The organism is Photobacterium sanguinicancri (assembly GCF_002265265.1).
In the GTDB taxonomy this organism is placed as follows: domain Bacteria; phylum Pseudomonadota; class Gammaproteobacteria; order Enterobacterales; family Vibrionaceae; genus Photobacterium; species Photobacterium sanguinicancri.
This window is the reverse complement of record NZ_NOIF01000265.1, coordinates 1-4,708: the sequence shown is the minus strand read 5'-3', so window position 1 is coordinate 4,708 and position 4,708 is coordinate 1. Positions and strand designations below refer to the sequence as shown.

Below are 4,708 nucleotides of genomic sequence, written 5' to 3'. Positions count from 1 at the left end.
TACTCTATATTTCTAGTAATATCGAATTATCATCTAGAAATGAACTCCAAAGGAAGAGACTATGCTCGCTGAATGGCTGCGCCACAAAGATCAGCTTCGCTACTATGTGTTGAAAAAAATTGATGATCCAGATGCCGCTGAAGACATATTGCAAGATGTTTACATTAAGGCGAGTGCCAATCTTAGCCAGCTCAAATCTCAAGATAGCCTCAAAAGCTGGCTATATCGTATTACGCATAATGTGATGATGGATTTTTATCGTACGCGTCAGCCGTATGATGAGCTTCCTGACGATATTGCGGTGGAAGAGCTGACATCAGAAGATGAAAATCTACAAAAGATGGCATAGTGGTTGGCGTATTAGGTTTTGACCCAGCTGGAGTCGCCTTGCTAATAGCGATTTTTGCTCTGCAAGATAGCTTTGGTACTGCGTGTAATGTAACTGGCGATGGCGCTTTAACCTTAATGCTGGAAGGCTTGTTTAATAAAAATGGCGAGTTGAATTTAGCCCCGAGAGTGCAAGCGAGTTAATAGCATATTTCGGTTAACCAATAGATCCATCATAATAATAAATAGCACGCAATATGCGATTTGGCTGGTGCGTGCAGTTATAGAATAGAGAAAGTGGCACAAAATATAACTAAAGGTATTCAAGCGTTAACAGAAGAAGCGCGTCTTATTGTTGCAGATATGTTGATTGAAGATGCAAAGCGTTTTTACAACCATGACGACTATGTGTTTGTTGATGTGAGAGAAGCGGAAGAGCGAGTCAAGCTAGGTGTGATTCCTGGCGCATTTACTTGCCCAAGAGGTATGTTGGAGTTTCTGATTGATCCTCAATGCCCTGTACACAATAAAATATTCAACCAAGACAAAACGTATGTATTCTATTGCGCTCATGGTCTTCGTTCTTTATATGCGGCGAAACAAGCACATGAAATGGGTTTAGCATCGGTACTCAATATGGCGGGTGGCTTTGCAGCGTGGAAAGACAACGCAGGCAGTATTGAAGTTGTCACAATATAACCTTCTTGAGATTTACTCTGCCTAAGGCCTGAATTTAGCCCAGTATTTTTACTGGGCTTCTTTTATTTTGATTTAAAATAATAAAAAGATCCGAGTTATTTCGTCTTTTTCCAGATCGCTTCGTCTTATAGGTATAAACAAAATGAATTGACCGATTTTGGAGTTCCCCAATGATTAAACTGATTAGCTTTAAGAACTGCCCATTTGTACAACGTGTTATGGGTTCTCTAATAATGAAAAATATTCCATTTGAAATTGAGTATATTGAGCTCAGTAATAAGCCGCAGTGGTTCTTGGATATTGCACCAAATGGTCAAGTACCAGTACTCATTACCGAGGATGAAACGGTATTGTTTGAATCTGATGCGATCGTCGAATACCTCGATGACAAATACACGCCGATTGAAGCATTAACGCCAGAGCAAAAAGCGCAGGATCGTGCTTGGTCTTATCAAGCAAGTAAACACTACATGCCACAGTGCGGCACTATGGGTAGTAAAGACAAAGAAACCTTTGAAACGCGTTTAACCAACTTAGCAAAAGCATTTGCAAAAGCAGAAAATAAACTCGGTGAGAGCCCGTTCTTCAAAGGGGATTATATTTCGAATGTGGATATTGCTTGGCTACCGCTATTGCACCGTGCATTTGTGATTAAAAATAAATCGGGAGTGGATATGTTAGCGGGCTTCCCAAAAGTGCAGAAATGGCAGGCAGCATTGATAGCTTCAGGGTTAACTGAAAAAACTGTACCGCAAGATTTTGTGACGACTTTCAGCAATTTCTACCTAACAAACACCTATCTTGCTGACGTGATGAACGGTGAGGAAGGGAATTGCGAGTTATCAAGCTGTTCTGCTGTATCGAGCGCTTGCTGTCAGTAATAGCGCAAAGATAAGCGCTTAAGGTTGGAGTTTGAATAAGGTTACGCACCTTATGTTTACCAAGTTTACCTATGGGTTTGGTTTAAGGTGCGTAACGTACGTTATTGTTTGTCTTATATGCTGCTAATTGACCAAAATCATCACCGCGATGAAGTGAACCACAAAGCCAACGAGCATTGGCACGCTGGTTCTTTTGACGACCTCAAAGGTTGATAACTTAGCGCCACCCGCAGAAACAATTACACATGCCGCGACAGGCGAAGCTGCCCTTGCGAGTGCAGAGGCTTGCTGCATAGGTAGCATCATTGCCACTGGATTAGCGCCCATGGAGTGAGCGACAGTCGGAACAATATCGACAAACGATAAGAAAGCCGCATTACCAGAACCCATCACCAAGGCAGCTAAACCAACCACAACAGCGAACACCAATGTTAGCATTAAGGTTGGCATACCTGCGCCTTGCGCCGATTCAATCAGATGATTAATGGCACCAGTCGATTGAATGCCGTAAGCAAAGACTCCAGCTGCCACTAACAAGAACACCACGCCTGTTAATGCGTTACCGCACCCTTTCATGAATGCCCCAAAGCAATCTAAACTCTCTTTGAGCGAGCGTGTTTTTATGCCTTCAAAGACCAACGAGATAAACACAGAGATCAGCACGATAGTCACGACATCTAAGTGGATAGTACTGATCACCAGTTTGCTAAACATGATCGCGGCAATGATAGGTAGCATAGGCAAAATTGCGTAAATGTTAGGCGCTGGATCAGGATCAGACGCAGTCGCGGCTTCAAGATCGGCATCAATCACATAGCCATCTTTCTTATCTTGGTGTGATTGCCACATTACATGGGCGACACCCACGGCCACAATTGCTACGGCACTGGTTGGCGCTTGGTAAGACAGGTAATCCATCAAACCCATTCCAACAGATTCACTGGCTTTAATCGCATCAACCCCTAATGGCGTTAAGGTTAAGCCTAGCGTAGAGGCAATAACCCCTGATGCCGATGCGCGTGATATCCCAAGACCAGTCAGAATCGGGTACAAGGTCACCATGAGTAACACGGCTAATGCGGTGGCACTTGGAATGGCTAACTGTAACGATGCACCTATGATGTAGCCGAAGAACAACAGAATATTTTTGTTTTTTACGACAGATAATGGCTTCACCGCCAGCCTAACAATAACGGCATCGGCTTTTATCCGTGTCATTAACTCGGCAAACCCCATGAGCACCATGATCGTTAGACCCAGACCGCCAGCACGATAACCGAGCATGTAACTAATAAACTTAAACGGATCAAATGCTGCAAGGTTGGTAGAGGCTACCTTAGCAGGGAGTACATCTCCCCAACCAAAGAGGCCTGTGCAAGCCATCAGAATAATACCGGCCATAAATAAGATGGCTTCGGTTTTGTAGCCTGTCAGGATCAACCGAGCGGCAGCAATGATAACCAGTAGAACAACGAGTATTTGGATCATTGGTCGTCACCTTGTGCTATTCGAGTAATGATGGTTTGCACAACATTGGAAGCTGCGATCAACGAAGGCAGTGGGAGATACTCATTGATCGAGTGGAAGTTATGAGCGCCAGTAAAGATGTTCGGGCATGGGATCCCATTGGCTGAGAATACAGCACCGTCGTAGCCGCCACGCATTGGGATCACCTTCATTTTGATCCCGTTACTTGCATACGCTTGCTCGGCAAGCTGAACCGCTTGTTGGCCAAGGTCGTTTTCAAGGTAATTCGAAACGTTCTCGTAGCGGTCAGCAATTTTGTAGCTCAGTGACTGCTCACCGTAGAGGTTTAAAAATGACTGACACGCGTTCTCGACGAAGGTTTTACGCTGGCTGTAACCTTCTTTGGTGAAGTCTCGAATATCAATGTTCAGTACCGTTTGGGCTGAGTTCCCTTCGAGTTTCTTCATCCAGTAGTAACCCTCTCGCCCTTCGGTGTTTTCTGGGGTTTCAAGACGAGGGAAAAGACCGATGAAATCGTGTGCCATTAGAAGCGAGTTCTTTAAGTTACCTTTGGAGTTCATTGGGTGTGCGCTTTGGCCATGGAAGGTGATCACCGCGCCGCCTGCATTCCAGTTTTCTTTTACGAACTCACCAATGCCACAACAATCGAGTGTATAGCCAAAATCAGCGAAATCTGGGGTGTTGAATGCTGTCGCGCCAAGCAAACCTTGCTCTTCATCGGGCACAAAGGCGACTTTGACTTCACCATGTTGAATTGTGGTATCTGTCGTGAGTACGTGTAACGTATGCATGATGGCAGCAATGGCGGCTTTATCATCGGCGCCCAGTAGGCTGGTGCCATCGGTAACAAAGATCTCCTGACCTAGGTAGTCATTAAGATCTGGGTTGTCTTGTAGTGTAAGTACAGCGCCGTTACCCAGTGCAATGTCGCCACCTTGGTAATGAATTAAAGCTGCATGGGTGTCGCCCGTGTGCTCGCTGGAGGTATCAAGATGTCCAAAGAAAGCCACTGTTGGGTAGTTACCCGCGCAGTTTGCGGGTAGGGTGGCTGTCACAATGCCGTTGTCACGCTGCTCGATATCGACAAGCCCCTTCATGGCTTGGAGCTCGCCGACAATGCGTTTACCTAACTCGATTTGCCCCGGAGAAGAAGGCATGATCCCTGCTGCGCCCGCTTTTTGATTTGTGGTTGTGTTTATTGTTGTGTAGCCAAGAAAGCGTTGTTTAATATCCATAATACATCTCGATTTATGTGGCAAAAATCCAATATATCCATACATAAAGTAAGATTATTAATGTGTGTTATTCATGCT

6 protein-coding genes are annotated in these 4,708 nt (G+C 44.8%); 4 read left to right on the top strand and 2 right to left on the bottom strand.

The window, feature by feature from the left end; genetic code table 11:
- Window positions 1–61: 61 nt before the first annotated feature.
- From ASV53_RS22750 to ASV53_RS22735, 4 genes are all read left to right on the top strand, one after another.
- On the top strand, window positions 62–349 hold the full coding sequence (locus ASV53_RS22750) for a sigma factor (protein ID WP_094958803.1): 288 nt from the start codon (window positions 62–64) through the stop codon (window positions 347–349).
- Window positions 349–531, top strand: coding sequence for a cation:dicarboxylate symporter family transporter (locus tag ASV53_RS22745; RefSeq protein WP_205049225.1), 183 nt, complete (start codon window positions 349–351; stop codon window positions 529–531). The genes ASV53_RS22750 and ASV53_RS22745 overlap by 1 nt, the downstream gene beginning before the upstream one ends.
- A gap of 93 nt (window positions 532–624) precedes the next feature.
- The gene (locus ASV53_RS22740) at window positions 625–1,026 is read left to right on the top strand and encodes a rhodanese-like domain-containing protein (protein ID WP_094958802.1); all 402 of its coding nucleotides are present in this window, start codon (window positions 625–627) and stop codon (window positions 1,024–1,026) included.
- A gap of 170 nt (window positions 1,027–1,196) precedes the next feature.
- Window positions 1,197–1,907: a glutathione S-transferase family protein gene (locus ASV53_RS22735; RefSeq protein WP_094958801.1), complete on the top strand. Its 711-nt coding sequence runs from the start codon at window positions 1,197–1,199 to the stop codon at window positions 1,905–1,907.
- Window positions 1,908–2,030: 123 nt separating this feature from the next.
- On the opposite strand, the gene dcuC is transcribed toward ASV53_RS22735, so the two are convergent.
- Both dcuC and pepT read right to left on the bottom strand, forming a co-directional pair.
- Window positions 2,031–3,395, bottom strand: coding sequence for a C4-dicarboxylate transporter DcuC (gene dcuC, locus ASV53_RS22730; protein WP_094958800.1), 1,365 nt, complete (start codon window positions 3,393–3,395; stop codon window positions 2,031–2,033).
- Window positions 3,392–4,630, bottom strand: a complete 1,239-nt coding sequence (gene pepT / locus ASV53_RS22725) for a peptidase T (RefSeq protein ID WP_094958799.1) — start codon at window positions 4,628–4,630, stop codon at window positions 3,392–3,394. The genes dcuC and pepT overlap by 4 nt, the downstream gene beginning before the upstream one ends.
- Between the last annotated feature and the right edge of the window lie 78 nt (window positions 4,631–4,708).